27 protein-coding genes are annotated in these 25,058 nt (G+C 62.8%); 20 read left to right on the forward strand and 7 right to left on the reverse strand.

Features of this window, described 5'->3' with window-relative positions; genetic code table 11:
- Positions 1 to 16: 16 nt before the first annotated feature.
- The 8 genes from HKD46_RS10485 to HKD46_RS10520 all read left to right on the forward strand — a co-directional run bounded on the left by HKD46_RS10485 (position 17) and on the right by HKD46_RS10520 (position 8,465).
- A complete protein-coding gene (locus HKD46_RS10485; RefSeq protein WP_171865403.1) occupies positions 17 to 907 on the forward strand; it encodes a DUF58 domain-containing protein in 891 nt (296 codons plus the stop codon).
- Positions 892 to 1,449 carry a DUF4381 family protein gene (locus HKD46_RS10490; protein WP_235673820.1) on the forward strand — a complete coding sequence of 186 codons (558 nt, stop codon included), beginning with the start codon at positions 892 to 894 and terminating at the stop codon, positions 1,447 to 1,449. The genes HKD46_RS10485 and HKD46_RS10490 overlap by 16 nt, the downstream gene beginning before the upstream one ends.
- On the forward strand, positions 1,446 to 2,408 hold the full coding sequence (locus HKD46_RS10495; protein WP_151027838.1) for a VWA domain-containing protein: 963 nt from the start codon (positions 1,446 to 1,448) through the stop codon (positions 2,406 to 2,408). Before HKD46_RS10490 ends, HKD46_RS10495 begins: the two co-directional genes overlap by 4 nt.
- Before the next feature lie 21 nt (positions 2,409 to 2,429).
- A complete protein-coding gene (locus HKD46_RS10500; protein ID WP_171865404.1) occupies positions 2,430 to 3,887 on the forward strand; it encodes a tetratricopeptide repeat protein in 1,458 nt (485 codons plus the stop codon).
- A 5-nt stretch (positions 3,888 to 3,892) separates the two neighbouring features.
- Positions 3,893 to 5,428: a hypothetical protein gene (locus HKD46_RS10505; RefSeq protein ID WP_409240927.1), complete on the forward strand. Its 1,536-nt coding sequence runs from the start codon at positions 3,893 to 3,895 to the stop codon at positions 5,426 to 5,428.
- A 30-nt stretch (positions 5,429 to 5,458) separates the two neighbouring features.
- On the forward strand, positions 5,459 to 6,049 hold the full coding sequence (locus HKD46_RS10510; RefSeq protein WP_109112700.1) for a sigma-70 family RNA polymerase sigma factor: 591 nt from the start codon (positions 5,459 to 5,461) through the stop codon (positions 6,047 to 6,049).
- Positions 6,042 to 6,785 (forward strand): DUF3379 domain-containing protein, encoded by a 744-nt coding sequence (locus tag HKD46_RS10515; RefSeq protein ID WP_045524819.1) that lies wholly within the window; start codon positions 6,042 to 6,044, stop codon positions 6,783 to 6,785. Before HKD46_RS10510 ends, HKD46_RS10515 begins: the two co-directional genes overlap by 8 nt.
- A gap of 408 nt (positions 6,786 to 7,193) precedes the next feature.
- Positions 7,194 to 8,465 (forward strand): outer membrane protein transport protein, encoded by a 1,272-nt coding sequence (locus HKD46_RS10520; protein ID WP_171865405.1) that lies wholly within the window; start codon positions 7,194 to 7,196, stop codon positions 8,463 to 8,465.
- Between the two features lie 3 nt (positions 8,466 to 8,468).
- On the opposite strand, the gene HKD46_RS21190 is transcribed toward HKD46_RS10520, so the two are convergent.
- Complete coding sequence (locus HKD46_RS21190; RefSeq protein ID WP_173418143.1) at positions 8,469 to 8,693, reverse strand: hypothetical protein; 225 nt, start codon at positions 8,691 to 8,693, stop codon at positions 8,469 to 8,471.
- A gap of 23 nt (positions 8,694 to 8,716) precedes the next feature.
- Here HKD46_RS21190 and HKD46_RS10525 point away from each other — a divergent pair, with 23 nt between their 5' ends.
- Together HKD46_RS10525 and HKD46_RS10530 are read left to right on the forward strand one after the other, a co-directional pair.
- Positions 8,717 to 9,973 (forward strand): outer membrane protein transport protein, encoded by a 1,257-nt coding sequence (locus HKD46_RS10525; RefSeq protein ID WP_128296768.1) that lies wholly within the window; start codon positions 8,717 to 8,719, stop codon positions 9,971 to 9,973.
- 116 nt (positions 9,974 to 10,089) lie between these two features.
- Positions 10,090 to 11,331 carry an EAL and HDOD domain-containing protein gene (locus tag HKD46_RS10530; RefSeq protein ID WP_113070305.1) on the forward strand — a complete coding sequence of 414 codons (1,242 nt, stop codon included), beginning with the start codon at positions 10,090 to 10,092 and terminating at the stop codon, positions 11,329 to 11,331.
- A 61-nt stretch (positions 11,332 to 11,392) separates the two neighbouring features.
- Here HKD46_RS10530 and HKD46_RS10535 read toward each other — a convergent pair whose 3' ends face one another.
- On the reverse strand, positions 11,393 to 12,559 hold the full coding sequence (locus HKD46_RS10535) for a thiolase family protein (RefSeq protein ID WP_124244745.1): 1,167 nt from the start codon (positions 12,557 to 12,559) through the stop codon (positions 11,393 to 11,395).
- 132 nt (positions 12,560 to 12,691) lie between these two features.
- Between HKD46_RS10535 and HKD46_RS10540 the strand changes: the two genes are divergently transcribed.
- Positions 12,692 to 13,090 (forward strand): MerR family DNA-binding transcriptional regulator, encoded by a 399-nt coding sequence (locus HKD46_RS10540; RefSeq protein ID WP_128296767.1) that lies wholly within the window; start codon positions 12,692 to 12,694, stop codon positions 13,088 to 13,090.
- A gap of 107 nt (positions 13,091 to 13,197) precedes the next feature.
- Here the strand turns inward: HKD46_RS10540 and HKD46_RS10545 are convergent, their stop codons facing one another.
- The gene (locus tag HKD46_RS10545; protein ID WP_128296766.1) at positions 13,198 to 14,442 is read right to left on the reverse strand and encodes a dicarboxylate/amino acid:cation symporter; all 1,245 of its coding nucleotides are present in this window, start codon (positions 14,440 to 14,442) and stop codon (positions 13,198 to 13,200) included.
- A gap of 268 nt (positions 14,443 to 14,710) precedes the next feature.
- Between HKD46_RS10545 and HKD46_RS10550 the strand changes: the two genes are divergently transcribed.
- The 3 genes from HKD46_RS10550 to HKD46_RS10560 all read left to right on the forward strand — a co-directional run bounded on the left by HKD46_RS10550 (position 14,711) and on the right by HKD46_RS10560 (position 18,189).
- Positions 14,711 to 14,995 carry a pyrimidine/purine nucleoside phosphorylase gene (locus HKD46_RS10550; RefSeq protein ID WP_010674653.1) on the forward strand — a complete coding sequence of 95 codons (285 nt, stop codon included), beginning with the start codon at positions 14,711 to 14,713 and terminating at the stop codon, positions 14,993 to 14,995.
- A 156-nt stretch (positions 14,996 to 15,151) separates the two neighbouring features.
- Positions 15,152 to 16,534, forward strand: coding sequence for an L-serine ammonia-lyase (locus HKD46_RS10555; RefSeq protein WP_171865406.1), 1,383 nt, complete (start codon positions 15,152 to 15,154; stop codon positions 16,532 to 16,534).
- Positions 16,535 to 16,818: 284 nt separating this feature from the next.
- Positions 16,819 to 18,189, forward strand: a complete 1,371-nt coding sequence (locus HKD46_RS10560; protein WP_039039104.1) for an L-serine ammonia-lyase — start codon at positions 16,819 to 16,821, stop codon at positions 18,187 to 18,189.
- 161 nt (positions 18,190 to 18,350) lie between these two features.
- Here HKD46_RS10560 and HKD46_RS10565 read toward each other — a convergent pair whose 3' ends face one another.
- A complete protein-coding gene (locus HKD46_RS10565; RefSeq protein ID WP_052816494.1) occupies positions 18,351 to 19,313 on the reverse strand; it encodes a lytic transglycosylase domain-containing protein in 963 nt (320 codons plus the stop codon).
- Positions 19,310 to 19,588 (reverse strand): YcgL domain-containing protein, encoded by a 279-nt coding sequence (locus tag HKD46_RS10570; RefSeq protein WP_029314494.1) that lies wholly within the window; start codon positions 19,586 to 19,588, stop codon positions 19,310 to 19,312. Before HKD46_RS10570 ends, HKD46_RS10565 begins: the two co-directional genes overlap by 4 nt.
- A 106-nt stretch (positions 19,589 to 19,694) precedes the next feature.
- Here HKD46_RS10570 and minC point away from each other — a divergent pair, with 106 nt between their 5' ends.
- From minC to HKD46_RS10600, 6 genes are all read left to right on the forward strand, one after another.
- The gene (minC, locus tag HKD46_RS10575; RefSeq protein ID WP_039039101.1) at positions 19,695 to 20,420 is read left to right on the forward strand and encodes a septum site-determining protein MinC; all 726 of its coding nucleotides are present in this window, start codon (positions 19,695 to 19,697) and stop codon (positions 20,418 to 20,420) included.
- Between the two features lie 18 nt (positions 20,421 to 20,438).
- Positions 20,439 to 21,251 carry a septum site-determining protein MinD gene (gene minD / locus HKD46_RS10580; protein ID WP_010674647.1) on the forward strand — a complete coding sequence of 271 codons (813 nt, stop codon included), beginning with the start codon at positions 20,439 to 20,441 and terminating at the stop codon, positions 21,249 to 21,251.
- Between the two features lie 2 nt (positions 21,252 to 21,253).
- Positions 21,254 to 21,523 (forward strand): cell division topological specificity factor MinE, encoded by a 270-nt coding sequence (gene minE / locus HKD46_RS10585; protein WP_010674646.1) that lies wholly within the window; start codon positions 21,254 to 21,256, stop codon positions 21,521 to 21,523.
- A 180-nt stretch (positions 21,524 to 21,703) separates the two neighbouring features.
- Entirely contained in the window at positions 21,704 to 22,030 is a 327-nt protein-coding gene (locus HKD46_RS10590) for an HI1450 family dsDNA-mimic protein (RefSeq protein WP_029314491.1), read from the forward strand.
- A 53-nt stretch (positions 22,031 to 22,083) separates the two neighbouring features.
- The gene (mtgA, locus tag HKD46_RS10595) at positions 22,084 to 22,791 is read left to right on the forward strand and encodes a monofunctional biosynthetic peptidoglycan transglycosylase (RefSeq protein ID WP_113979241.1); all 708 of its coding nucleotides are present in this window, start codon (positions 22,084 to 22,086) and stop codon (positions 22,789 to 22,791) included.
- A 284-nt stretch (positions 22,792 to 23,075) separates the two neighbouring features.
- A complete protein-coding gene (locus tag HKD46_RS10600) occupies positions 23,076 to 23,399 on the forward strand; it encodes an HI1450 family dsDNA-mimic protein (protein WP_010674643.1) in 324 nt (107 codons plus the stop codon).
- A 45-nt stretch (positions 23,400 to 23,444) separates the two neighbouring features.
- Here HKD46_RS10600 and HKD46_RS10605 read toward each other — a convergent pair whose 3' ends face one another.
- Positions 23,445 to 23,756, reverse strand: a complete 312-nt coding sequence (locus HKD46_RS10605) for a DUF1289 domain-containing protein (RefSeq protein ID WP_039039099.1) — start codon at positions 23,754 to 23,756, stop codon at positions 23,445 to 23,447.
- A 1-nt stretch (position 23,757) separates the two neighbouring features.
- Complete coding sequence (locus HKD46_RS10610; protein ID WP_042014378.1) at positions 23,758 to 24,627, reverse strand: S1 RNA-binding domain-containing protein; 870 nt, start codon at positions 24,625 to 24,627, stop codon at positions 23,758 to 23,760.
- Between the last annotated feature and the right edge of the window lie 431 nt (positions 24,628 to 25,058).

Here is a 25,058-nt window from a genome sequence, read left to right on the forward strand (position 1 = left end):
AGGCAGCCCTATCGCCATGACCCCCGTCGCCGAGCCCCAGGATCACCCCGACATCGCCCTCACCCTCGAGCGGCTGCTGGCGGTGCGCCTCTGGACGCGCCAGGGCGAGCGTGCTCGCATTCATCAGGCGGCCCAGGGGCGTATCGGGCGCCAGCCCGGGCTCCATTTCAGGGAGCTTCGCCTCTATCAGGCCGGTGACGAAGTGCGTCACATCGACTGGCGGGTCACCGCCCGCCTCGGTCGCCCCCACACCCGCCTCTACGGGGAAGAGCAGGATCAGGCCCACTGGTTGCTGCTGGATCTCTCACCCGCCATGTACTTTGGCTCCCGCGCCCAGCTCAAGGCCCGCCTTGGCTGCGAGCTGGCCGCCGCCCTGCTCTGGCAGGGGGAGAAACAGGCCAATACCTTGATCTGCCAGGGCGCAGCCCCCCACACAGAGCACCAACGCGGCTCTCTCATGCCTCTGCTGGAAGCGCTCTGCCACCATTACGAGGCAGGGCTGGATCGCGCCCCCCCGCCTAGGACGCTGGCCCAGACCCTGGCACGACTCACCCTGCCCCACGGGGCCAGATTGACCCTGATAAGCCATCACCAGGCACCGGACCAGGCCCTCTGCCAGCAGTTGCAACGCCTTCGCCTGCGCCACGATATCCACTACTGGCAGATCCGCGATCCCCTGGAAGCCGCTCTGCCCGAGCAGGGGCAGCTGGCAGTGCAGGCAGGCAGACACAGCGGTTGGCTCGCGGGAGAAGATCCCCGCTTTCGCGCCCGCTACCAGAGGGCGGCCGACGAGCAGGCCGAGGCCTGTCGCCAGCAGTTGCTGCCCCTGGTGACGCGCCTCTATCGCCTCGACAACGGCGCCACCCTGCAACGCCAGTGGCAGGAGGGCGGATGCCGTCTGTTTTGAAGGGGGAGCAGGGCGTGCCCGCACCTGATGCATATCGCCAGCCCTCGTCCAGCGAGGCCTTGCAAGCCATTCGTGCCGAGCTGCGCGACATCCACCAAGGCCCCGCTCTCGAGCCTGCACAGGATCCTCGCCTGATGGCCCTCGGGGGGCTGCTGATCGCGGCGATCGCCGCTTGCCTGATCGCCACGACGGCCCTCACCCTGTTGCGCCAGCGCCGCTGGGCGCATCGGATAGACTGGCAGGCCGACGATCTCGTCCCCAAGCTGCAGGATGCCCTGCGAGAAGCGGCCATGGCCCGCTGGCCCGAGGCGGCCCCCCTGCAAGGGGAGGCCTGGCTCGCCTGGCTGGACAACAAGGGGGGGAGCGATTTTTCCCGGTTTGCCGCCCAGTGGCCGCTCTGGCTCTATGGGGGCAGAGTGCCCGATGAGGCGCAGCGCAAAAGATTGCGCCTCGCCTATCTCGCCTGGGGGCGACGCTGCGTCAGCGCGCCGCGATTCCCGGCAAGCAAGCGAGGGGCCCCTTCCCCGGAGGGTACGCGATGATCCTCGCCTGGCCCTGGTTTTCCCTCGCCCTCGCCCTGCCGCTGCTGGTGCGCTTCGGCCTGCCTCCCATGAAGGGGCGCAAGGGAGGAAACCGGCTCGTTCATGGAGGTTTTCCCCTGCTCCAGCCCCAGGCGGGGCAGCCCTTGTGGCGCATGATGATCTGCTGGTGTGCCCTGGTACTGGCCCTGTGCCGCCCCCAGTGGCAGGAGCCCCCGATCATTCACTACCAGAGCAGCCGGGACCTCATCCTGGCGGTGGATCTCTCCGACAGCATGCGCACCCAGGACATGCTGGATGACGGAGAGCAAACGGACAGGCTTGCCGCGGTGCGCCAGCAGATAAGCAACCTTGTCGCCTCCCGCCCGGGGGATCGCATCGCCCTGGTCGTCTTTGCCGATCACGCCTATCTGCTCTCCCCCCTCACCCAGGAGACCGGGGCCCTGCTCACCCTGGCCAGGGAGCTCGATTTCGATCTGGTGGGGCGCACCACGGCCCTGGGGGAAGCCATCCTGCTGGCACGCCAGCACGCCGACCCCACCCGCCCCACCGCCCTGCTGCTGGTGACGGACGGGCGCAATACCTCGGGCAATGCGGATCCCCTGACCGAGGCCAGGCTCGCCGCCAAAGCCGGCATCCGTCTCTATACCCTGGGGGTGGGCGCCGACCCCGACACCTTCGCCGGGCCCGCAGGGGACGCCGATCCCAGTGCCGAACTGGATGAAGCCCTGTTGCAGCAGTTGGCGACGCTGGGAGGAGGCCGCTATTTTCGCGCCCGCAACCGGGGCGATCTCGCCGCCATCAACCAGGCCATCGACACCCTGGAGCCCCTCGCCCGGCCCCAGACCCTCTCCCGGCCCCACCAGGAGCTCTACCCCTGGCCACTGGCCCTGGCCTGGCTGCTGCTCTGCTGGCCAGCCCGCTGGCACATCCCCCTGTCACACAGGCCATCCCATGAGTAGGCAGGCCATGATGGTGGCACCATGGAGCTGACCTTGCTGCGCCCCCTCTGGTTGCTGGCCCTGCTCCCCTGGCTGTGGCAGGGGTGGCGCCGCCGCGATCCCGGCTTGCTCTCCCCGGCCATGCAAGCCTATCTGCTGCCGAGCCGCCATCGGGCCATCCCCTGGCGCTGGCTTGCCTGTCTGCCGGTGATCCTGGCGCTCTCGGGCCCCGCCCTGCGCCAGCAGAGTCTCCCTATGCCGAGCCCGGCCCTCGATATCTGGCTGCTGGATCTATCCGACTCCATGCTGGCACAGGATCTGGCGCCGGACCGGGCAACCCGGGTGAGACTGGGATTGCAAGAGATGCTGGCCGACATAGCGCGGCAGGACGCGGCCCATCCCATCGCCCTCATCCTGTTTGCCGGGGATGCCTACCTCGCCATGCCTCCCACCCGGGATCATCAGGCCATCGCCCTGCTGCTGCCGGACCTGCGCCCGGCCATCATGCCTGTCCAAGGCAGCGCCCCCGAGCGCGCCGTTGCCCTGGCCCTCACCCTGATCCCGCCGGGCCAGTCCGCCCGTCTGCTGCTCGTGACCGACGGCCTCTCCGGGACAGCGCGCGATCGCATCGCCGCCCTCTGGCCCTGCCTCAACGACCTGTTCTGCAAGGCAGGCTCGGCCCCGCGGCTCGACATCCTGCTGGCCAGCGGGGGCAAGGAGACCCGGCTGCCCGGCGTGGCTGCCGAGCGCTGGCAGCTCGGCAGCCCGATCGGCCACACCTTGCCGGCGCCCGACGAGGAGGCCATGACCGCCCTTGCCGCCAGTACCGGAGGCAGGCTGGCCTGGCTTGATTCCGGCCTGCCCCGCTTTGCCCCCCTGCCCATGGGCCAGACCCTGACGCAGGGGCAATCCCGGGATCTCGGCCCCTGGCTGCTCATCACCTTGCTCCCCCTGGCGCTGCTGGCGCGGATCGGCGCCCACTGGCTGCTGGTGATCCTCGTCATTGGCGTCGCGCCCCCTTCCCTGCAGGCGGCCTCCCGACAAGATGAAGAAGGCTGGCAGGCTTATCGCCAGGGACACTATCGGGAAGCGGCCAACGCCTTCCAGGATCCGGTCTGGCAAGGCAACGCCTGGTATAGAGCCGGGGATTACGCCAGGGCCGTCGCCGCCTATGGCAGGGCAAACAGCGCCACCGCCCACTACAACAGGGGCAATGCCCTGGTCTGGCTCGGGGATCTTGCCGCTGCGGAGCAGGCCTATCTGAGCGCCCTTCGCCTTGAACCTGGGCACAGGGATGCCTTGCACAACCTGGCCCTGCTGCGGGCCAACCCGCCACAGTCGGCGCCCTCGGCAAATGCCCCGGCGCAGGCCGACACTCCCGACCCCGCCCGCGCCTCAGAGGCTCCCCGCCCCCCGGCGCCCCCCGTGCTGCTGCTGGAGCAGCGCCTTCGCAAGGAGGCCCTGCGCCGCCCCCTGCTCAAGGTGGAGGAGCCCTGGTGATCCTCGTGCTGCGCTTACTCTCCCCCCGGATCGGCTGCTGGCTGCTGCTCGCCCTGTGCGCCATGCGGGTGCAGGCCGCTCCTGTCGAGGCCGAGCTGTTGCCGGGGGCGAGCGAGCGCGACTGGCTGCTCGTCATCGAGGCCGACGGGCTGCACCGCGATGAGGATCTCAACCTGCAACCGCTGCTGCGCCAGTTTGCGGTCGGGCGGGTCAGCATACAGCGGGTCAGTGCCCAGAGCCGCAGCCTGACCCGCTGGCAGATCCCCCTGCACCTGCTCGATACCAGCCCGCGCCAGGTGCCCTCCCTGCCCCTTGGCGCCGATCTCACCCCCTCCCTGGCGGTGCCGACACGTTCTCTGGACGGCACCCTGATACCGACACAAGACCCGGTATTCTCTCCGGTCGAGCTGCAGGCCCGGGTGCTCCATGAGGGGAATCTCTACCCCGGCCAGCCCTTCATCTATGAGCTGACCCTCTGGCTGCCTGCCAACCTGGAGGCCCCCAACCTCGGCGAGCCCATCACCCCGGCCTTTACCATTCGCCGCCTTGGCGAGGACCGCTGGGACTCTCCCACCAGCCCCGGCCTGCCCGGGCGTCTCACGCGAAAATGGCTGCTGCAGGCCAAAGGACCCGGGCTCCATCCCGTCGAATCCCCCCGCTTTCAGGGGCGGTTGCCGCCCCAGGATGCGGCCGGTGCGACCGCGCCGGGCAACGCGGGGGATCTGCTGTCCGCCAGGGCGGCGACCCTCTTCATCAAGGTGGACAAGGCCCCCTTGGAGCCGGTGGCGAGCAGCCTGGTGTTGCGCCAGCAGTTCAGCCCGGCCCAGGCCAGGGTGGGTGAGCCGGTGATCCGCACCCTCACCCTGGTGTTGGAAGGGGGGGATGGCAACCGCCTGCCCCCCTTGCCGGCCCCGCCCCTGCCCGCCGGCCTCTCCATGAAGCCGGACGGCGAGCAGCAACAGGAGCGATTCGTGGCCGAGGGGGCGCTACGCTTCGAGCGCCAGTGGCGCCAGGCCCTGACCGCCGACGAGGCGGGGCGCTATGTGCTGCCCCCCCAGACTCTGCGCTGGTTCAACACCCAGAGCGGTCGCATCGAGGAGGCGCGCCTGCCCGCACATCCTCTGGTGTTCACGGCAAGGGAGAGCGCCACTCCCGCCTCCCCCACACCGGGGACCCAGTATCTCTATTGGGTGCTCCTGGCCATCCTGCTGCGGGCATTCATGCGCCGCTGGCCGCGCTGGCGCGCCTTCTATCGCCTGCAACGGGCCCTCGCCACGGGCTCTCCTGACGAGGCCAGGGAAACCCTGCTGACCTGGGCCGTCCTGCGCTGGGACACCCCCTGTCTTCATCTGGCCAGGCTGCCCTGTCACCGCGACCCCGCCATGGGGGCGCTGCTGGACGACCTGGATCGGGCCTGTTTTTCCCCCAAGCGAGTCCCTGGCGAACACCTGCCCAGACAGGCGCTCGCCAGGGAGTTGTGCACCTGGGAGAGCTTTGCGATAGCCTATGGTCTTCGAATACTGGCGTGGATGCGTGCATGATGCGCCCCTCATGAAACAGGACACCCCTTTATGGCGTTAGGTTTTTTCAGAAGAAAAAGGGCCGACACGGGAAAGGATCCCTCCGCTTCTCCGGTCTATGGGGAGATGGCAGATAAACAAACCAAGTACGAAGCCCTGGTGCACGCCCTGCACGGGGACATCTACCGCTACGCCTACTGGCTGTGCCGGGATCCGCAAATCGCCGAGGATCTGGTGCAGGAGACTTTCCTGCGCGCCTGGAAGGCGATAGATACCCTGCTGGACGACAAGGCTGCCAAGGCGTGGCTCATCACCATATTGCGGCGGGAGAATGCCCGCCGCTTTGAGCGAAAGCAGTTCGATCTCGTCGACCTCGACGAGCACCCCCTGCGGGATCAGGGTGTCCTGCCAAGCGAGCAGGAGATGGAGCACGAATGGCTCAGGCGCCACATCGCCCGCCTGCCTGCCGAGTATCAGGAGCCGCTGCTGCTGCAGGTACTGGGGGGATTCAGCGGGGAGGAGATCGCCGAGCAACTCGGCCTGAACAAGAACACCGTCATGACAAGGCTGTTTCGCGCCCGCAACCAGATAAAAGAGGCCATGGAGTCTGCGAAACAACAGAGAGGACACACCAATGGATGAGCTTGAATTTCGCCGCCGGGCCATCACTCACCCCTCGGACAGGGATCCCGCCTTCCTGAAAGCCGCCGAGGCGTCACCGGCCAATCGCAAGCATCTGGACGAGATGCAGCAGCTCGAGCGCCAGGTGCGCAGCACCCTGGAAGTGGACGTACCGGCCGGTCTTGCGGAGCGGATCCTGCTCAGGCAGGCGATGGCAGCCGAAGAGGAGCAGGTGGTCTCGCTACCCGTCACTCCTGCACGCACGCAATGGCGCGCTCTGGCCATCGCGGCCTCGGTCGCCTTCCTGCTCGGCATGAGCACCCGCTGGATCAGCTGGCCTGTGGCACCGGACACCCTGTCGCTGGCTCAAGTCGCCATGTCCCACGTTTATGGGGAAGAGCCCTTCATTCATGCGGTGGATGAGCGGGTCAGCCTGCACACCATCAACGCGAAAATGGAGAAATATGGTGCCACCCTGAGCGAGATGCCGGGCATGAAGGTAACCTATGTCAACCACTGCGCCTTCTACCAGGGACCGGCCCTGCACATGGTGCTCCAGGGCAAAATGGGACCGGTCACCCTGTTCCTCGTCCCCAAGCACCTGCCATTGACGATCCAGTCCGATTTTGCAGACGGGACCCTCAAGGGGGAGATACTGCCGCTCAAGGGGGCCAACATGGTGCTCATCGGAGACATGCAGGAACCCCTCGCCCCGGTTGCCCGCCAGCTTGAGTCACGTCTGCACTGGTCCATTTAACAGACCTTGATCCAGGCTGACTCGTCCTCCGCCTCAGCCACATCACAGGCAGACATCCTCATTGTCTGCCTGTTCATCCCCACATCCCCGCATGTTCCCGCCTATTGCCTGCGCGAAGTCACATTTCTACCATTTATTTTAAATGACGCAAATGGCACCATTTGTGCTTTATTTATCCAATAATAGATAAATCAGCCTAATAAAACGGCAAGTTAAAACAAATGATTAACACAATGGAAACTTTTATGTATTCTGCTGTCACTGGTCTGATTTCTTACCTCCTACCAGATCCATAGAATCACGCCAGCAATGAATGGGAAGAAGCTGACATAACAACAGATCATGTCGTCAATAGCCGCCAAAGAGCCGCGATGTCGACAGAAAATCTGCTTACAAAGAGAGAACACTATGACAACTGCCTTTTTCAAGAAAAGCCTGATCGCTGCGGCCGTGACCCTGGCCAGCACCCAGACCTTCGCCGCCGCGTTCCAGCTGAACGAGCACTCGGCCTCCGGTCTGGGGCGCGCCTACGCAGGTGAAGCAGCCATCGCCGACAACGCGGCCGTGCTGTCCCGCAACCCGGCGGCCATGATCACCTTCGACAAGATGGCACTGTCTGTATCCGGCACCTATATCAAGCCCGACGTGGACGTGGCTGGCGACATCTATGCCGGCCCAACCAAGCTGGCTCCGTCCAGCGAGAGCGACATCGCCCCCGATGCCTTCGTGCCGGCCACCTACTTCATCCAGCCCCTGAACGATCAGTGGGCCTGGGGGATCGGCCTCTTCTCCAACTACGGCCTCTCCACCGAATATTCCAAGACCTTCGCGGCCGGTGCCGGCGCCGGTGACACCGAGCTGCTGACCTTCAACATCAACCCCAACATCGCCTATCGCATCAACTCCAGCTTCAGCGTCGGTGCCGGCATCAATGCCGTCTACGCCGCCGCCGAGCTGAACCGTTATGCCGGTGCGCTCTCCGCTGCCATTCCGGGTGCCAACTCCGATACCCGTCTGGCTCACCTGAAGGGCGACACCTGGGGCTTTGGCTGGAACGTCGGCACCCTGTACGAGATAAACGAAAACAACCGCCTCGCCCTGACCTACCGCTCCCAGGTCGACTTGAGCTTTGACGGCGACTTCCAGGGCGCCACCTCCGGCAATCGCGTCGTCGATGGCAACCTGAAGCTGGATCTGCCGGCCCAGGCCGAGTTCGCAGGCTACCACCGCCTGAACCAGCAATTCGCTGTCCACTACTCCGTGAACTGGACCGACTGGAGCGCCTTCCAGGAGCTCAAGGCCACCAGCAGCAACTGCGCCGGCGGTGTGTGCCTGCAAAAAGACGAGAAGTTCAAGGACTCTGCCCGTTACGCCCTGGGCGGTACCTGGTACGTCAACCCGTCCTGGGAAGCCCGTATCGGCTTCGCCTACGACAACAGCCCCATCGAGCCGGAATACCGCAGCCTGAGCATTCCTGACTCCGACCGTATCTGGTACAGCGCCGGTGCCACCTACCACATCAATCCGGACATGAGCCTCGACTTCGGCATGGCCTATCTGGACGGCAAGGAAGTAGACGTGAACGAAGGCCTGCGCAACCACAGCGATGCGCTGCGCTGGAAGGGCACCTCTCACGGCAACGCCCTGCTGGCTTCCGCCCAGTTCAACATGAAATTCTGATTTTCACGTCATCATCGAGAGCGCCCCAGGGCGCTCTTTTTTTATCCAATTTCGCCAATTGAGCGCACAGCTGTAGTAAACAACTGTACTCTTTTCTTTTTTTATCAAGCTGTTATGGGTATTTCTTTCAGCATTTAATCCCGTTTTGCCCCACGTTCCCCTCTCCCCGTTGCCTTGCTGGTCATACCATATAAAATCCCGGCCCCAACCGAATAACAGAATGAACACCCAGTTCATCCCGAGGAAAGACCATGCATCCGACGTTCAAACCCTCCCTCATAGCCCTCTTGCTGCTGTCGAGCCAGGTGCAGGCTGCCGGCTTCCAGCTCGCGGAGCAATCCGCCACCGGCATGGGGCGTGCCTTCGCGGGTGAGGCCGCCATCGCCGACAATGCCAGCGTGCTCTCCCGCAATGCCGCCGCCATGACCCGGTTCGATACCCTGGCCTTCTCCGGCGGCGTTATCCATGTGCACCCCGACGTCAACATAGAGGGCACCACCCGGGTGCCTACCACTCAGGGGCCGGTCAGTCTGTATGCCGGAGCCCACGACATTGCGGGTGACGCCTGGGTACCCAACGCCTATCTCATCGTGCCCCTCAACGAGCAATGGCGCCTCGGGCTTGCCGCCACCTCCTATTACGGACTCGGGGTCAAGATGCCGGACAACTACAACGCCGGTCACTTCGGCAACGTCTCCGACATCAAGACCATGGATCTGGGGGCCTCCCTGGCCTATCGCATCAACCGCATCTGGTCCGTCGGGGCCGGTCTCTCCGCCATTCAGGGGGAAGGGGAAGTGGGCGGCACTTTCCCCTCCAACAACCAGATAGCCAAGCACCTGAAAGGGGATGGCTGGGCCATGGGCTGGAACCTGGGCACCCTGCTTGAGTTGTCGCAGGCAACCCGCGTCGGTCTCTCCTATCGCCACGACGTGACCCTGACCCTCTCCGGTGACGCCATCGGCATCGATCAAAGGGGCCAGCCCTTCACCGATACCGGCAGCCTGGATCTGCCCCTGCCCGCCACCGCCGAGCTGGCCCTGTTCCATCAACTCACCCCGGCCCTGGCGCTGCATTCGAGCATCAACTGGACCAACTGGAGCAAGTTCGTGCAGCTCGAATCCGAGCTCGACCACCACGGCACCATGCACATCAAGGAGGAGCACTGGGAAGACAGTTGGCGCTATGCCCTGGGGATGACCTACCAGCTGGCCCCCCAGTGGCAACTGCGCTCCGGTATCGCCTACGACCGCAGCCCGGTCCCGGCGGATCGCCGCACCATCTCCATCCCCGACTCGGATCGGGTCTGGTACAGCGCTGGCGTGGGCTACCAGATTGACCGTCACCTCTCGCTGGATCTGGGGCTGACCCTGATCGACGGCAAGAAGGTGGACGTGAGCGAAACCATGCAGCTCAGGCCCGGCATCCCGCAGACCACCTCCACTTTCAATGGCACCTCGGAAGGGGATGCCTGGCTCGCCGGCCTGCAGCTCAACTACCTGTTCTGACACCCCGGGTTTCCTGACAAATAGTATGCCAGTTGTTGACCTTCCCGACCGGTCGGCACTGGCATAGTGATCCGCTTCACCATAGAATCAAGCCTGTAACCATGGTGGAGAGATGCATGTATTCCTATGTAGCAAGGCAGCCCATTCTGGATCGGGAGTTGAACACCCAAGCCTATGAGCTGCTGTTTCGCGACAGCCTGGACAATGTATTTCCCTCCGTCTCCGCACAGCAGGCCACTTCCAGGCTGGTTGCCGAGCAGTTCTTGCAGCAGAACATCGATCATCTCATCGGAGATCACCCCTGCTACATCAATTTCCCCCACTCCCTGTTGCTGGACGGATTGGCCGAATGCCTCCCCCGTGACAAGGTGGTGATCGAGATCCTGGAGGATGCCGAGCCCGACGATGCGCTGCTGGAAAAAGTGATCCAGCTCTATGGGCTGGGCTATCGGTTGGCGCTGGATGACTTCACCATGGTCTCAGACTGGGACAGGTTCCTCCCCTACATCCATATCATCAAGTTCGACCTGCGCAGCACGCCGCAACCCTGCATCGAGCACTTCATGGCGAATCATCGCCACCTGCCCCTCACCTATCTGGCCGAGAAAGTCGAGGATCAGGCCGAGTTCGAGCGGATGAAGCAGCTCGGCGTCACCCTGTTCCAGGGATTTTTCTTCAGCCGCCCCCAGATGGTGCAACAGCCCACCATACCACCGGCCCAGCTGGTGGTGATGCAGCTGCTCGAGGTGGTCAATCAGACCGAACCGGATCTGGACAAGATTGAGCAACTGCTCAACCAGGATCTCACCCTCTCCCTCAAGCTGCTGCGCTACATCAACCACCTCAAGCGTTTCCCCCAGCCCATCGCCTCGTTTCGCCAGGCCGCAAGTTCCCTGGGGCACGCCCAGCTCAAGCGCTTCGTCGCCCTGATCGCCGCCACCAGTGCGGGAAGTGAAAAGAGCGCCGAACTCCACCAGATGTCACTCATCAGAGCCCGGTTCTGCGAACTGCTGGCCCAGACCCATGCGCCCGCAGAGCAGGCACAGCAAGCCTTTGTCACCGGCCTCTTCTCCCTGCTGGACGTGCTCATGGGCGAACCGCTGGATCAGCTGCTCGGCTCCATTCCCCTGACCGACGACATTCGTGCCGCCCTGCTCACCCGCAAGGGCAAGCTCGGGTTCTACCTGGCGTTCTGTGAAGATTTCGAGAAAGCCGACTGGCAGCGGGTCGCCGCCAACACAGTCCGGCTCGGCCTCAACGAAGAGAAGGTCAGCCACCTCTATCTGAGCGCCACCGCCTGGGTCAACCAGCAGCTTCAGGCCATGGAAGAGCAACCGGTCCACTCCCGCCAGACATGACAACGTCCCTCTTGAAGGGACGTTGTCATTTCATCAAGCCGCAGCAATCTCACCCACGCATTCAGCCTGCCTCGATGGCGATGGCCGTTGCCTCCCCTCCCCCGATGCACAGGCTCGCCACCCCTCGTCTGAGCCCGCGGGCACGCAGGGCATGGATCAGGGTCACCAGGATGCGGGCGCCACTGGCGCCAAGAGGGTGCCCCAGCGCACAGGCCCCGCCGTTCACGTTCAACTTGTGATGGAGAATGCCGCACCCTGCCATGGCCAGCATGCTCACCATGGCGAATGCCTCGTTCACCTCGAACAGGTCCACCTCCTCCACCGACCAGCCCACCCGGGCCAGCAACTTGTCAATGGCGCCGACGGGGGCACTGGTAAACTCCGCCGGCAGTGCGGCGTGACTCTGGTAACCCACTACCCTGGCCAGCACCGGCAATCCGAGCCGGGCAGCGGTCTCGCCCCGCATCAGCACCAGGGCTGCCGCCCCGTCCGAGATGGAGCTGGCATTGGCCGCCGTGATGGTACCGTGCTTGCTGAAGGCCGGCTTGAGGCCGGGGATCTTGTCGGGCCTGGCCTTGCCCGGTTGCTCATCCTCGGCCAGCAGCAGGGTGTGGTCAGCGGTCATGACGGGAGCCAGTTCCGCGGCAAAGGCACCGCTGCGCTGCGCCGTCAGCGCCCGCTCCAGGGAGGCGATGGCAAAGGCATCCATGTCGGCCCGGGTCAGTCCGCTGCGATCGGCACTCAACTGGGCGTAATGCCCCATGAGATGGCCTTCGTAGGCATCCTGCAAACCGTCCAGGAACATGTGATCGAGCACGCTCTGGTGCCCCATGCGAAAACCGCTGCGCGCCTTGTCCAGCAGATAGGGGGCGCGGCTCATGCTCTCCATGCCCCCCGCCACCACGACCTCGGCCTCCCCCAGGCGCAGGCTGTCCGCCGCCAGCATCACCGCCTTCATGCCGGAGCCGCACACCTTGTTGATGGTGGTACAGGGCACGCTGTCCGGCAGCCCCCCCTTGAGCGCCGCCTGGCGGGCTGGCGCCTGGCCGACCCCTGCGCTCAGCACGTTGCCCATATAGACCTCATTGACCTGCTCCCCCGTCATCCCGGCCTGCGCCAGCGCGGCGCGGATGGCGCAGGCGCCAAGCTCGGGGGCACCGAGCGCGCTCAGGGCCCCCTGGAAGGCCCCCATGGGGGTACGTTTGGCCGCCACAATCACGATATCCATCGATAGCACTCTCCTTGTTACATCGGGATAACATATGCCGCGACCGCGACAGGAACAAGACTTGCGGGGAAGTTGACGTTTGGGTAAGGTGCCAGCCTGCATTGACAACCAGATGGCAGCCAAGACAGCCCCATGACCAAATCCAGGGACGACACCCGCACCTTCAGTATCAGCGAACTGGCTCGCGAGTTCGATGTGACCACCCGCAGCATCCGCTTCTACGAGGATCAGGGCCTGCTCAACCCGACCCGCCAGGGACAGCACAGGATCTACAGCCGTCAGGACAGGGTGCGGCTCAAGCTGACCCTGCGTGGCAAGCGTCTGGGCTTCAGCCTCGCAGAGATCCGGGAGCTGTTCGATCTCTACGATGCGGACAAGAGCAGCCGCTCCCAGTTGCAGACCATGCTGGGGCTGGTGGCCGACAAGCGGGAAACCCTGCAGCAACAGCTGGAAGATATCCAGATGGTCCTGCTGGAGCTGGAGGCGGCCGAACAGCGCTGCCACCAGGCCCTGGCACACCTCTCTCCCTGAGGCACGCAGACGGGCGAGGCGAGCGGGGAACACCGCCAGCAAATAGACACAAATGAAAGAGGGAGGCTTGAAGCCTCCCTCTTGTCATGCATGGTGGACGACCGATATCAGGCCTCCTTGCTCCAGCGGTTCGGATCGTAATCCGGGCTGTAGCGATCGACAATGATGGCACAGGCCGCATCACCGGTGATGTTCAGCGCGGTGCGGATCATGTCGAACAGACGATCCAGCGCGAACAGCAGCGGCAGACCCTCGATGGGAATCCCGGCCGCCAGCAGCACGGCAACCACCAGGAAGCTCGGGCCCGGTACACCGGCCTGACCGATGGCACCCAGGGTGGAGGTGACGATGATCGCCGCCCAGGCACCCATGGAAAGATCGATGTTATAGACCTGGGCGAAGAAGATGGCGACCAGGCCGTAATAGATGGCATTGCCGCTCATGTTGATGGTGGCGCCCAGCGGCAGCACGAAGGAAGCGGTGGCGTTGGTCACCTTCAGATCGCGCTCGCAGGTCTCCATGTTGACCGGCAGGGTCGCCATGGAAGAGGCGGTGGAGAAGGCCACGATCTGCGGCTTCTTCATCGCGGAGAAGTACTTGCGTACCGGCGTGTTGGAGAAGAACGCGATCAGCAGCGGATAGACCACGAAGCCGAAGATGAGGATGGCGGCGACATAGACGACGAACAGCTTGAGCACCAGGGTCAGCACGTCGAAGCCGTAGGTGCCGATGGCGTCGGCCATCAGGCCGAAGACGCCGATGGGGGCGATCAGCATCACCTTGTTGATCATCCAGACGAAGGCGTCCACCAGGGTGTTGAGCCCGTCTACCAGCGGCTTGGCGCGCTCACGGGGCTGCTTGGCCAGGGCGATGCCGAGGAACATGCAGAACACCAGGATCTGCAGGATGTTGGCCTCGTTCAAGGCGCTGAACACGTTGGTCGGGATCATGCCAAGCAGGGTGGCCACCGCATCGGGCAGTGCACCCTTGTCGGCGTAGTCGCCGGAGAACATGGCCGCAGTGGCGCCAAAGTCAACGCCCACACCAGGTTTGAACACCTGACCCATCACCAGCGCCAGGAACACCGCCAGTGCGGAGGTGCCGAGGAAGAAGGCGAGCGTGGTGACGCCAATCTTGCCAGCAGCGGGGCTGGCCCCCAGGTTGGCGGCCCCGGACAGGATGGCCACCGCCACCAGCGGGATCACCAGCATCTTGATCAGCTGGATAAACAGGGTGCCGAGCGGCGCAAACACCGTGGCTTGCTCTCCCATGAGCGCCCCGACCAGCGCGCCCAGCACCATGGCCACCACTACCTGGAAGCCGATGTTTTTGATTAATCCTGTTGTTAACACAGAATGTTCCTTTATTTAGCAATTACTCACACTTTTACAGCGTAAATGACCACCCAGAGCGTCAAATCCTCTCCATTGCTCTGGCGGTGCGCTTTATCTCATATTTGCGCCCCGTTTTACATCAGAATCCGTTAACGAAATGCATTGATAACTTTATGAGAAAGTAAAGCCTCAAAAGAGACACGGCTGTTTTTGCTCCTTTTACCATGACAACATCCAAAACAGTGTGCTACGTTGGCTCTGCAAACGTGCATACAGGGAAGAAAAGATGCTGAAAGTTAACGAGTATTTTGACGGAAATGTTAAATCCATCGGTTTCGAGCAAAAAGGTGAGAAAGCTACCGTTGGTGTGATGGAAGCGGGCGAGTACCTGTTCAATACCGCCGCCCCGGAGCGCATGACGGTGATCAAGGGCGCCCTCACCATCCAGCTGGCCGACGAAGATGAGTGGCACACCTACCAGCAGGGGGAATCCTTCGACGTGGCCGGTCACTCCTCCTTCAAGCTGGAAGTGAAGATCGCCTCCGCCTATCTGTGCGAGTTCCTCGACTGATGTATCACGGGCGCCATGGGATGCCGAGCGGCTCCCCCATGGCGCGCCTCTCCCGCGCCCATTTCCCTACCGCCATCACACCCCGCTATCTCCCCCCTTTTCAACGACTACAAAAAATTTACAATGTTTAGACGAAATCCATAATTGGAGTACGTCATGATCAGTGTCTTCGACATGTTTTCCATCGGGATAGGCCCCTCCTCCTCCCATACCGTGGGACCGATGCGGGCCGCCTGCGCCTTCATCCAGACCCTCAAAGCGAACGCACTCCTCTCCCGTACCGGACGCGTCGTTGTCGAGTGCTACGGCTCACTGGGCCAGACCGGCAAGGGGCACGGCACCGGCAAGGCCATCATCCTGGGACTGGCCGGATTTGAACCCGAATCCGTGGACATCGAGGCCATTCCCTCCTTCCTCGCCCAGGTAGAGCAGACCCAGACCCTCTGCCTTGGCGGCGAGCAACCCAGCGAATTTCCCCGCATCGGCGCCATCCTCTTCAATCGACGCAAGACCCTTCCCGCCCACTCCAACGGCATGACACTGCGCGCCTATGAGGGTGACACCCTTGTGTTCGAGCAGACCTACTACTCCATCGGGGGCGGTTTCATCATCGAGGAGAGTCACTTCGCCAACGCCCGGGAAGAGGCGGCCCGCTTCGATGCCGCCCACCCCATCCCCTATCCCTTCGAGAGCGGCGCCGAACTGCTGGCCCAGTGCCAGGAGAGCGGCCTCTCCATCTCGGGGCTGATGCTGGCCAACGAGAAGGTGTTTCGCTCGGAAGCGGAGATCAAGGCCGGGCTTCGCAAGATCTGGCAGGCGATGCAGGGGTGTGTGGAGCGTGGCTGCAAGAGCGAGGGGGTGCTGCCAGGCGGTCTCAAGGTCAAGCGCCGGGCTCCCGCCCTCTATCGCCAGCTCTGTGGCGAGACCAATTTCAACAAGGATCCGCTGATGGTGATGGAGTGGGTGGATCTCTTTGCGCTGGCCGTCAACGAGGAGAACGCCGCCGGGGGCCGCGTGGTGACGGCGCCGACCAACGGCGCCGCCGGCATCATCCCCGCGGTGTTGCACTATTACGATCGCTTCGTGCGCAAGGTGGATGACGAGCTGCTGATGCAGTACTTCCTCACCGCCGCCGCCATCGGCATCCTCTACAAGAAGAATGCCTCCCTCTCGGGGGCCGAGGTCGGCTGTCAGGGCGAGGTCGGCGTGGCCTGCTCCATGGCCGCTGGTGCCCTGGCCGAGCTGCTGGGCGCCAGCCCCGCCATCGTCGAGAACGCCGCCGAAATCGGCATGGAGCACAATCTCGGGCTGACCTGTGATCCCGTCGGTGGTCTGGTGCAGGTGCCCTGCATCGAGCGCAACGCCATGGGCGCGGTCAAGGCGATCAATGCTGCCCGCCTCGCCCTGCGTGGCACCGGCGAGCACAAGGTGTCGCTGGACAAGGTGATCAGAACCATGTGGGAAACCGGCAACGACATGAAGACCAAGTACAAGGAGACCGCCCGGGGCGGCCTTGCCGTCAACATCACCGAGTGTTAAGCCGCTGTGATAAAGCCGCATATGGCACTCGAATACCCGGCATCGCCGGGTATTTTTTTGCAAAACGTTTGTCTGGCGCTTAACAAAATGGATAACCATCAAAATAAATTTTATACTCGCGCCACGAATTCAACAAAAATAGATCTGTTTCAACTTTTTTTAGGCATTGAACCGTTACACTGTGGTTATCCGGTTCCCTGGCCTTTGTGACGACAGACCCGTCCCATGGATCCCTTTTCTGCGAGTGGGCATGGCGCCCCCTTCTACCCTGAGGTAATTGTTACATGATCAGCGTTTTTGATATCTTCAAAATCGGTGTTGGCCCCTCCTCTTCCCACACTGTCGGCCCCATGAAGGCAGCCAAACAGTTCGTGGATGAACTGCGTGCTGGCGGCAAGATCCGTGACATCACCCGGATCCAGGTCGATGTCTATGGCTCCCTCTCCTGGACCGGCAAAGGCCACCACACGGATACCGCCATCATCATGGGTCTGGCGGGCAACCTGCCGGAGAACGTCGACATCGACGCCATCCCCGAATTCATTTCCCGCGTGGAGCAGACCGGTCGTCTGCCCATCGGCCTGCACTGCCACACCGTCAGCTTCCCCAAGGGCGCCATGATCTTCCATGACGAGGCCTTGCCCCTGCACGAAAACGGCATGAGGTTGACCGCCTTCATCGAAGATGACGCCGTCTACAGCAAGACCTACTACTCCATTGGCGGTGGCTTCATCGTCGACGAAGAGAACTTTGGCAAGGGTGACAGCGGCGACATGTCCGTCAGCTATCCCTTCAAGAGTGCCGCCGAGCTCATCGCCCACTGCAGCCAGAGCGGTCTCTCCATCTCCGCCCTGATGATGGAAAACGAGAAGTGCTTCAACACCCCGGAAGAGATCTACAAGAAGCTCGGCAAGATCTGGACCACCATGCGGGAAGGGATCGAGCGCGGCTGCCGCACCGAGGGCGTCCTCTCCGGCCCGCTGCGCGTACCGCGCCGCGCCGCGCCGCTCTACCGCCAGCTGACCACCAACGAGAACCTCTCCAACGATCCCATGAACATCGTGGACTGGGTCAACATGTTCGCCCTGGCGGTGAGTGAAGAGAACGCCGCCGGTGGCCGCGTCGTCACCGCACCGACCAACGGCGCCGCCGGCATCATCCCGGCCGTGCTGGCCTACTACGACAAGTTCATCCAGCCGGTGGGCCGCGACGAGTACACCCGCTTCTATCTGGCCGCTGCCGCCGTCGGCATGCTCTACAAGATGAACGCATCCATCTCCGGCGCCGAAGTGGGCTGCCAGGGTGAAGTGGGCGTCTCCTGCTCCATGGCCGCCGCCGGCCTGACCGAACTGATGGGCGGCAGCCCCGAGCACGTCTGTGAAGCCGCAGAGATCGGCATGGAACACAACCTGGGTCTGACCTGCGACCCGGTGGCCGGCCAGGTACAGGTACCCTGCATCGAGCGCAACGCCATCGCCGCCATGAAGGCGGTCAACGCCTCCCGCATGGCCCTGCGTCGCACCTCCAAGCCGCGCGTGTCGCTGGACAAGGTGATCGAGACCATGTACATCACCGGCAAGGACATGGACTCCAAGTACCGCGAGACCTCCCGCGGTGGCCTGGCCATCAAGGTGATGCAGGTTGCCTGCGACTAACGCCGAGTCGCGATGACATGAAAAAAGCGGGATATATTCCCGCTTTTTTTTGGTCGCGATTTAAAGGGCGACGTTCCTGAATAAAGGGAGGCCGACAAGGGATAAAAAGAGACGGGCATATCACCTCCACCCGTTCGCCGTGACAGGAGAATGGGGGAGAGCTATTTCACGATGCGATCGGCCAGGGTGCCGACGGCCACCACGAAATAGGGGGAGCGATTCCAGTGACGCAGTACCCGGTAATTGTCATAGGCAAGGTAGCTTCGCCCGTGAATATCGTCGGGGCGGATGAGGGAGGCCTGCATGTCGACCACAGGCAGAGGTGAGCCGTCCTGCTGGCGAACCCCGAGGGCCTGCCAGGTCGCCAGGGACTTGCGGGTATCAAGCCCCAGCAAGGCGGGGTCCAGGCGTTCTGGCACCCTCACCCGCCGTCCCCAGGTCTGGTCTTCGCGCCAGCCGTTCTGGCTCAGATAATTGGCAGCCGATCCAAATACATCCGCCAGATTGCCCCAGAGATCCTTCTTGCCGTCCCCGTCCTGATCCACCGCGTATCGCAGGAATGACGAGGGCATGAACTGCACCTGTCCCATGGCCCCCGCCCAGGATCCCTTGAAGTTGGCGGGGTTCACATGTCCCTGCTCCAGAATGCGCAGGGCATCGAACAACTCGCCTTTGAAGAAGGCTTCACGGCGACCGTCCCAGGCCAGGGTCGAGAGAGAAGAGATAAGGGGATAATGGCCGGTTATTTTGCCGAAATTGGTTTCAATTCCCCACAAGGCAACAATAAAGCGGGGCTGTACCCCATATTCCCGGCCTATTTTTGTGAGCAGCGGCAAATGCTGGCGATATAAGGTTTGAGCTTGCTTGACTTTCCATTCCGGCACCGCCCGGGGAATATATGTGTCCAGGGTCAGTTTGAATTCCGGCTGATTTTTGTCGTGCCTGATGGCGGCATCGACAAGATGTACATCCGCAAAGGCCGCACTCACCGTCTCGGGCAACATGCCCGCCGCCAGCGCCTGCTCTTTGAGGCTCGCCACGTACTGGTCAAAATCGGGGCCAGCCTGCACCGGCGATCCCGACAGGGCGCCTGACAACAGCAGTGCCAGCCGCCCCGCCCTCATCGTGCGCCCTTTAATTGCGCCTTGTGCTGCTCCAGCAGGTTTTCCGGTGGCGGTGGCACCTGCAGATAAAAGCCCTGGCTCTTCAGGGCGGCCATCACCCGCTCCGTGGAGGCCAGCCCCAGGGGCTTGGCCGGGTCCAGTTTGGTCATCAGGACCAGTTCGGGACGCCCGAAGGTACTCATCAGCACCTCGGGAACGCGGGAAAAGTCCTCTCTTCGTTCAATAAAGAGATAGGTCTCGGCTTTTTTGCGACTTTTATAGACTGCACACAACATGGAAATTGATATAATCCGACGGGTTTATTGCCTCTGGTGGTGGCAAACTATAACATCAGGAATTGAATAACAATAACGTATTACCGTCTCGGTTCGGGGAAGATTCATGGTTGAACGCGATAACGAATTGAAAGGGACCACCTTCACTATTTCTGTGTTGCATCTCAGCGATGGCAATCCGGCCCGGATCCGACAACTGCTGGAGGCCAAGGTCGCGCAGGCCCCCCAGTTTTTTAATTGTGCCCCCCTCGTCCTCAATGTGGAACGCCTCGAAGCGATCCCCGATTTCGAACAGCTCAGGGAGCTGGTCGAGTCGGAAGACTTCGTGCTGGTCGGGATCACGGGGGCGCGGGACGAGGCGATGAAGACGGCCGCCAAGGCGGCAGGCCTCGCCGTCATGGTGTCAGGCAAGAGCCGCAAGGCAGAACCTGAGCCGACGCCGCCAGTGCCTGAGCCCAAGCCAGTGGAGGCCGCACCGGTTCCCCCGGTGCCAGCGCCCGTGGAGGCAAGCAAGGTCCACGTGGGCCCGGTGCGCTCCGGTCAGCAGATCTATGCAGCCGGCACCTCGTTGGTGGTGCTGGGTTCGGTGAGCCCTGGCGCCGAAGTCATCGCCGATGACAGCATCCATGTTTATGGTGCCCTGCGTGGCCGAGCCATCGCAGGGGCCAAGGGCAATCCCAAGGCCCGCATTTATTGCCAGCAATTGCAGGCCGAGCTGCTCTCCATCGCGGGCACCTTCCAGCTCAGCGATGCATTGCCTGCAGGCGTGATACAAGAGCCGGTCCATATCCGGCTCGACAATGAACAACTTCGTATAGACCGAATCAAATAGAGTTACAAGGAAGCGAGAATGGCGCGAATCATAGTCGTTACATCGGGCAAGGGTGGCGTTGGCAAGACGACAACCAGCGCGGCACTGAGCACCGGTCTGGCCCAGCGTGGCCACAAGACCGTGGTCATCGATTTTGACATTGGTCTGAGAAACCTGGACCTCATCATGGGTTGCGAGCGGCGCGTGGTCTATGACTTCGTCAACGTCATCAACGGGGAAGCCAACCTCAACCAGGCCCTCATCAAGGACAAGCGTTGCGAAAACCTGTTCATCCTGCCCGCCTCCCAGACCCGGGACAAGGATGCCCTGACCCGTGAAGGGGTGGAGAAGATCCTGGATCAGCTGGCGGAGATGCAGTTTGACTACATCGTCTGCGACTCCCCCGCCGGTATCGAATCCGGCGCCCTGATGGCGCTCTATTTCGCCGACGAGGCCATCGTCACCACCAACCCGGAAGTCTCTTCCGTGCGTGACTCGGATCGCATCCTCGGTATCCTGGCCTCCAAGTCCCGCCGTGCCGAGCGCGGTGAGGATCCCATCAAGGAGCACCTGCTGCTGACCCGCTACTGCCCGACCCGCGTCAACCGCGGCGACATGCTGAGCGTGCAGGACGTACAGGAGATCCTGGCCATCAAACTGCTCGGGGTGATCCCGGAGTCCCAGGCGGTGCTGCGCGCCTCCAACTCCGGCGAGCCGGTCATTCTGGACAAGGAATCCGATGCCGGTCAGGCCTACGAGGACGCCGTCGCCCGTCTGCTGGGTGACACCAAGGATTTCCGTTTTCTGGAAGAAGAGAAGAAGGGCTTCTTTAGCCGACTGTTCGGGAGTTAAGCATGTCATTATTGGATTATTTTCGTTCCAACAAGAAACAGAACACCGCACAACTGGCCAAAGAGCGGTTGCAGATCATCGTGGCTCACGAGCGTTCATCCAGAGGGGGGCCGGATTACCTGCCCCAGCTCAAGCAGGACATCCTCGACGTGATCCGCAAATACGTGCAGATCGACCCGGACAAGATCACCGTCCAGCTTGATCAGAAGAGTGACGAGTTGTCGGTGCTGGAGCTCAACATCACCTTTGCCGACGACCAGAAGAAGGGATGAGCTGACGCACCATGCGCGACCCCTTCCCCCAATGAAGACCGGATCCTTTCCCAGGATCCGGTTTTTTAATGCCTGGCGTCCCGGCATCTCGCCAAGGGCATCAGGGCCAGCTAGAATACCGCGCACCCCGAGGCGCTGCCGACGGGCTTTCCCTCCCCCCTTATCTGGAACACGGCTCTTATGTCTTTGAATGACGAAATGCACAGCGTCGAGGAACTGCTCGACACCGCCCTCGAACTCTTCATGGAGCTGGCCTCCGACAACCTGCCCGAGCAGGAGATCGTCCGCTTCAATCAGGAGTTCAACGACCGCGGCCTGCTGGCGGAGACCGATCCCGCCGACGACTGGGCGGCCGACGTGGGATTCGAGGTGAGCGACGCCGACTATGCCGAGATCTGGGTCGGCCTTGGCAACGAACAAGAAGAGTACGAGCACCTGTTTGCCCGCATGCTGCTCTCCCGCCGCGTCGACGAGAAGTTCTGCCACATCGAATGGCTGCCCCAATAATTCCGGATCCCGATGATCCTGGCCACTATGACTGGGACGGCGGGCCCGCGCCCGTGAGGCCTTCGCGCAAACGGCGACTGCTGGGCTGGCTCGGCAAGCTGCTGCTGGCCGCCTTTGCGAGCACCATCGTCTCGGTCGCGCTGCTGCGCTTCATCGACCCTCCCATGTGGACCTGGCGCCTCGAACGCGCCCTGTTTCCCCCTGCCAAGGTGGCCGAGGTGAAGCACGACTGGGTGCCGCTTGAGCAGATTTCCCGGGAGCTGCAACTGGCGGTGATCGCCGCCGAGGATCAGCGCTTTGCCGAACATCACGGCTTTGACATGGACGCCATCAGCTCGGCCCTCAGGCACAACCAGCAAAGCGGGCGGGTGCGCGGTGCCAGCACCCTCAGCCAGCAGACCGCCAAGAACCTCTTCATGTGGAGCGATCGCAGCTTCCTGCGCAAGGGGATAGAGGCCTGGTTCACCCTGTTGATGGAGCTGGGCTGGGACAAGTCCCGCATTCTCGAGGTCTATCTCAACATCGTGGAGTTCGGACCCGGCATCTATGGCGCCGAGGCGGCCGCCAGGCACTACTTCGGCAAACCGGCGATACGCCTCACCCGCTACGAGGCCTCCCTGCTCGCCGCCGCCCTGCCCAATCCCTGGCGTTATCGGGTCAAGCCCCCCTCACCCTATGTGCAGCAGCGCTCGGCCTGGATCCGTCGTCAGATGGGTCAACTCGGGCAAGTCACCCTGAACCGGGTTCACGGCACAGAGTAGCGCCATCCTGCGGATCAGAGGCGGGCCCCAGATGGCCGCCGACGGTTTCCCGATGAAGGGGCAGATAGTGCCACCACCAGGTTTCGCGCCGCCGCTTGATCTGCCTTCGGTACTGTCGTCGCTTCATCTTGCCAGGCCGCCCCGTCACGCCGCCCCTGCTGGCGGCTCTGTTAACCTTATCCCCTGATCCCGCCATTTGACAGCACGGCGTCACCGCCCCCGGGCTGGCTGCCCATCCCAATACTTGTTAAAGTGGCGAACCTGGACGTATCTGGAGTGATTTCATGGAACAACGTAGCCCGGATCAGCTGGTCGAGTGGGCCTATGATCAGTTTCTGGAGCAGGCCGCCGACATGCTGGCCCCCGAACAAATCGTCGACATCACCCTCGAGTTCGAGCAACGTGGCGCGGTGGAGGCAACCCTGCCCAATGCCGACTGGTCAACCGAACTCGGCGAGCCGGTGGACATGGCACGTTGGGCCGAGGTCTGGGTCGGCTTGCTGGATCATCAGGACGAGTTCGAGGTGATCTACGCCACCTTCCTGCTCCCCCGGGATCAGAGCGAGCACGACGTGCATATCCGCTGGCACCGCCAGCAACAGGCATAAGAAAAGGCGCCCCAGGCGCCTTTTTCGTTTTTTGCGCTGCCCGAGTCAGGGGCGTGCCGCGATGGCCTTGGCCAGACAGCGGCGACACCAGCAGGCGCTGGCATCGCTCATGGGCAACGCGGGAAGCTGGTTGCACCAACAGCGCTCGATGGGTTCCCCCGCCGACACGGCGCAGAACGCCGGCTCGCCGCAGCCCGGGCAGGCATGGGTGCTCTTCGAGCCATCGAGCTCGGCCATGCGGGCCAGCTGGGCCTCGCTGTCCATGGTGGACCACTGGCCTATCTCGGTCAGGGTGCGGCCACAACCGAGGCAGAGCCCCTCTTTGGCCCGGCAGTCACCGATGCAGGGACTCGGCACCTTATTCGTCCCCTGCTGGCGTGTCGGAGCCCACGAGGCGGATGCTGTGCTCCTCGATGACGATCTTGCCCTGCTTGTAGAGGCCGCCGATCGCTTTCTTGAAGGTGCCCTTGCTCATGCTGAACATCTTGTAGATGACGTCAGGATCGCTTTTGTCTCCCACCGCAAGGCTGCCCCCCTGCTTTTGCAGGCGCAGCAGGATGCGCGCACCGGCGTCATCCATCCGGGCCAGCCCCGGCTTTTGCAGGGTCAGGTCCAGCTTGCCATCTTCGCGCACCTGCTTGACCCAGGCGGTCAGCGGTCGGCCCGTCATCACGCGGCCGAACACCTCGTTCTTGAACAGCATGCCGGCGTACTGGCCATTGACCACGGCCTTGATGCCAAGGGGGGTGTGCTCCCCCGGCAGCACCGTCACCTCGTCACCGCTCTTGAAAGGGGGGTCGATGCGCAGGAAGCGCTCCAGACGGCTGGTGCCGACCATGCGCCCTTCGTTGTCCAGCATCAGGTGCACCAGATAGACATGGCCCACCTGCATCGGCTTGTTCTGCTCGCGGCTTGGTACGAAGAGATCCTTTTTCATGCCCCAGTCGAGGAAGGCACCAATCTTGTTGGCGTTGACCACCTTGAGACCGACGATGTCCCCCACCATGGCGAAGGGCTTGTCGGTGGTGATCACCGGCTCGCAATCCGCATCCAGATAGAGGAAGACGGACACCTCGCTCTCCTCGGCGACGCCTTCCGGCAACTGGCGCCTGGGCAGCAGCAGCTCGCCGTATTCCCCCGCCGCCAGCCAGGCGCCGCGCTCCTCGATCTCGACGACGGTCAGGGTGTTCATCTTGCCAATCTGTAACATGGTGATCTCTTCTTTCAATATCCGGATGGGCCCATCTCATGGAAGACCCGTCATATAGAGGTGCATCGCCGCCGTCGGATGAGAGAGGACGGGGCCGATTTATGTCATGCAGGCGCGCATGTTACCCCAGAGCGGCAGCAGGACCTAGCCCCTCCCCCCTGTGTCTGACCTCTTTTCCCGCTCCCGGGTGGCCAGATTGACGATATTAGCAGCATTCAGTTCCCCCTTTGCTGCAAATAACCCCACTTTTAGGTAGACTTCGCGGCCGTCAATCCAGAGGAAGCGTCGATGAACCCAGCCACTCGTACCCGTCATCTCAATCATTGACATCCTCCCCCACCTTAGCGCTTCGCGTCACAGGAGGGGGATTCCCATTACTGGGTGATAGCTGCTCGCGCAGTACCGGGTTCCTGCTTCATCGGGCGGCCTGATTGCACCGCGCCTCCACA

Source organism: Aeromonas sp. TW 6, from assembly GCF_013168745.1.
GTDB classification, from domain to species: Bacteria; Pseudomonadota; Gammaproteobacteria; order Enterobacterales; family Aeromonadaceae; genus Aeromonas; species Aeromonas caviae.